Origin of the sequence: Defluviitoga sp., assembly GCF_035349255.1 — a bacterium.
Lineage (GTDB): Bacteria > Thermotogota > Thermotogae > Petrotogales > Petrotogaceae > Defluviitoga.
The window spans coordinates 1-3,813 of record NZ_DAOPSE010000074.1; the positions used below are offsets into that span (position 1 = coordinate 1).

3 protein-coding genes and 1 pseudogene are annotated in these 3,813 nt (G+C 29.4%); 2 read left to right on the top strand and 2 right to left on the bottom strand.

All coding sequences use genetic code 11. The annotated features are described in order from the left end of the window. Positions 1-652, bottom strand: a pseudogene (locus PKN74_RS08095) (hypothetical protein); the annotation flags it as partial. 418 nt (positions 653-1,070) lie between these two features. Here PKN74_RS08095 and PKN74_RS08100 point away from each other — a divergent pair. Further along, positions 1,071-1,235 carry a hypothetical protein gene (locus PKN74_RS08100; protein ID WP_472310316.1) on the top strand — a complete coding sequence of 55 codons (165 nt, stop codon included), beginning with the start codon at positions 1,071-1,073 and terminating at the stop codon, positions 1,233-1,235. 105 nt (positions 1,236-1,340) lie between these two features. Then, positions 1,341-2,921: an Rqc2 family fibronectin-binding protein gene (locus tag PKN74_RS08105; protein ID WP_472310318.1), complete on the top strand. Its 1,581-nt coding sequence runs from the start codon at positions 1,341-1,343 to the stop codon at positions 2,919-2,921. Positions 2,922-2,950: 29 nt separating this feature from the next. On the opposite strand, the gene PKN74_RS08110 is transcribed toward PKN74_RS08105, so the two are convergent. Continuing rightward, entirely contained in the window at positions 2,951-3,703 is a 753-nt protein-coding gene (locus tag PKN74_RS08110) for an IclR family transcriptional regulator (RefSeq protein WP_472310320.1), read from the bottom strand. Positions 3,704-3,813 lie beyond the last annotated feature (110 nt).

The following is a 3,813-nucleotide window of genomic DNA, read 5'->3' on the forward strand; positions in this document are numbered from 1 at the left end:
AAACACCATTCTTATCTTTATTGAAACCTAAAAGAAGGGCGATAGAATCATCTAGAGGATTACTTAGATTTTCATAAACCTCTTCTAAATAATCACTTAAAAATATGAAGTTTATTTCTGAAAAATAGGGAATTACATCGTTTTCCATCTCTTGTCTTACAAGAATACTAGTTTTTGTATAGTTATCTATTATAATGTAAACATGTTTTGTGTCTTTATGAAGATTCAAAGCTGCAGACAATGTATTTTTAATATCTAATATTTCTACAACTCCACTAGCATAATCTTTACTGTCTAAGTTGTATTCTTCAAAATAATTAATCCCACAAAATATTATTGGCAAACCATTAAAAAAGGAATCATAATTTTCCAGAACAAAATCAAAAGCATCGTTGTCTAATACAACAACAGCATCAAATTTAACTTTTTCAAATTTTTTAAACAGATACTCCTTGAATAACTCTAATGAATAAGATTCTCCAAACCTTTTTGCATCCAAATATTCTACGTAAATTTCTAAATCTTCCTGCTTACTTAACACCGAAAAAAGACCGTCTAGTTCTTCGTCAGACCAAGATAAACCTGGATTATATGAATTTAGAACTAATAAAGAATTCTGAGAAAAGAAGGTTAAGCTTATTTGTACAAACAATAATAAAATCACATATATTTTAGAGTGCTTAATTTTTATACCCCCTTATTATCAAAAAGATAGTATCAGTCTTTTTCAGCAATATTTAATAGTAAAAATATAGTTAAGCCCCCTATAATAATATTATAACATCTTTCAATCTATATAACTCAATAAAATGAAAAGAAAGTGATATAATGGTCATTTGTTTTAAGTTGATTCGTTCTAGAACCATTATCTAAACTAAACCTTATTGATGTTAACACAATATTATTCAATCCTTATTGTGTTTGTAATTTATTTTTTTTATCATAATTGTGAGCATTGACCATTCAATGTATCTCTCAAATTCGATCTATCTTTATGACTCAATATGCTCCTTTCGAACGAAGTTTATTTGATGTATCATCGAAAACTTAGAGCGTAAGGAGGGGGTAATATGTCAAAAAGTTGGTTGATTGTTATTGGCATTTATTTGTTACTTATGGGGATTGTCGGTTTGTTTGTAGCAACGATGCCGAATTGGCATGCATGGATTGATTTAGTAATTGGAATTATTGGTTTAATAGTTGGTGCAACAGACAAAGGCAAAAAGAGTTCATAGTATAGTTAAGCAACAAAAAATATATAGCATAATAATAGATATGACAAAAAGGGCAATAAAGATGCCCTTTTTGTTTTAGTAACAAATTGAAAAAGAGGTGGTAATGTGCCATTTGATGGCTTAGTATTATATAAAATCTTACGAGAAGCAAAAGAACATCTTATAGGAGAAAGAATTAGAAACGTTTATCAACCAGTTTATTATCAAGTATTACTGCAGTTATCCAAAAATTATTTGTTATTTTCCATGCAAAATCCTTCTTATATGCTTTTGTTAGCTGAAAAACCTGATATACCGATGGAACCAGCTCATTTTGCTCAATTCTTAAGAAAAAGAATCAGAAACGGTAGGATCATAAATATCGAACAATTAGGCATAGATAGATTGGGCTTTATTGAAATAGAAAACTTTGATGAAGAAAGAGCAGATAAGGTTAGCTATAAACTTTACTTCGAATTGATGGGAAGAAATTCTAACTTGATACTTGTTAATGAAGAAGGAAACATTGAAGAATCATATAAACATGTGCATGATGAATTTAGACCTATTTTACCAGGTAATAAATTTGTGCCATATTATGATGATTCAAAATTAAATATTTTGAAAGACGATATCAAGGTTTTAGATGATTCTTTTTTAAATAATCTGATGGGATTTTCTAAAAAATCTAAAGATTTTTTGAAAATTATAGGCATTGAAAAAGCTCTCCAAGATCTCCAAAAACCCTATTTGTTTTTCTTTAAAGATAATAACAAATTTGACGCAGTAGCCATAACACCTAACAGTTTCACTTATGAAAAGTTAAGTCCTTCAGAAGCTATACTCAAAGTATTTCAAGAAAGAGCGAATCAATCTAGATTTTTGGAGATACAGAAGTATCTGGAAAAAATTGTTAACAATCTTATTGATAAATCAGAAAAAACTAAAGATCTGATTTTAAAGGATTTATCTGAAGAAGAGCTTTTGGAAGAACTTGAAACAAAAGGTAAATTGCTTCAGAGCTATTTATTTAAAATAAAAAAAGGAGACAAATATCTTCCTGTAATTGATTGGAACAGTGGGTTGGAGATTGTTATAGAAATAGATCCTTTATTATCTCCAACACAAAATTTAGAAAAGTACTATAAAGAGGTAAAACGCATTAAGAAAAAAGTCGAGTTTGCTAAGAAAAGAATTAAGGAAATTAATAATGAGCTGGAGTATCTTTATCAGCTTTTAGAAACAATTACCTCAGCCCAAGACCTTGAAACTTTAATAGAAATAAGGGAAGAAATGAAAGAACAAGGTTTAATTAGAGAAACTAAAAAACCTAAAAGAGAAAAAAAGTTCGAAACATCTTACAGAAAATATGAGTATGAAGGTTTTGAAATGTTAGTGGGTAAAAATAATAAACAAAATGATGATTTAACAAGATCGGCATCAAGAGAAGACATTTGGCTCCATACACATGAAATTCCGGGTTCTCATGTGATAATTAAATCCGCAGGAAGAGACGTACCAGAGCAAGTAATCAAGTATGCAGCACAAATAGCTGCTACATTTTCAAAGGCTAAAATGTCCTCTAATGTAGCTGTTGATTACACTCAAAGAAAAAACGTATGGAAACCAAAAGGAGCTAAACCCGGGATGTGGCTATATGAAAACTATGAAACAATTATAGTTGAGCCCTTAAAGGATATATTTTAATTATTAACCTTTTTAAATATGTTTGATATTTATTTTTTATAACCTAGCAAACGAGATATTTTTCTCGTACAATCCACAACAAACCTTGCATATTCGTCAACTTTCGTCTCTTTAGCTTGAGATGTACTCATAGAAATACTAACAGCCGCAATAACTTGATTGTCATAATTGAAAATGGGTGCCCCAATACAAAAAATACCATTTTCATTTTCTTCATTATCTACTGCGTAGCCCATTTTTCTTATTTCTGATAATTGTTTTTTTAATTTTTCTGGATCTGTAATTGTGTTTCTTGCCCTTTTTTCTAACTGTGCCGTTCTTAAATATTCTTCCAATTCTTGTTGAGGTAAATAGGCTAAAATTGCCTTTCCGAAACCAGTTGCATATAAGTTCATTCTCATTCCTATCTTTGACATCATAGGCAAAGAATGAGGACCTTCAATCTTTTCTATATATACCCCTTCATCACCATCTTTTACAACTAAGTGAACAGTTTGACCAGTTTTGACCATTAAATCAACTAGATGTGGTTGGGCTAGGTCTCTAAGATTTATCTTTTTTAAGATAATGCTTCCATATTCCACAAGTTTAAAGCTGGGAATATATGTTCTATCTTTATTTTTAGTTAACAGTTCTCCTCTATACAAATCATCTAAGTATTTATATGCATTAGATATCGACATCTCAAATTCACGAGCAATTTCTGTAGCACTTACTGGCGTAGGAGAATTAACAATATAATCAAGTATGGCTATAACATTTCTTACAGTTTGAATTAATATTCACCTTCCTAAAAAATATTCTAAAAACAATTATACTATATATTATTAAATAAATAGTAAATAATTGTCATTCTACCTTGTAAATCCATCATTATTTCCAAAAAAAGCTT

Excerpts from the sequence above, each read along its gene's own strand:
- PKN74_RS08100 (WP_472310316.1), top strand. The coding sequence starts at position 1,071 with ATGTCAAAAAGTTGGTTGATTGTTATTGGCATTTATTTGTTACTTATG.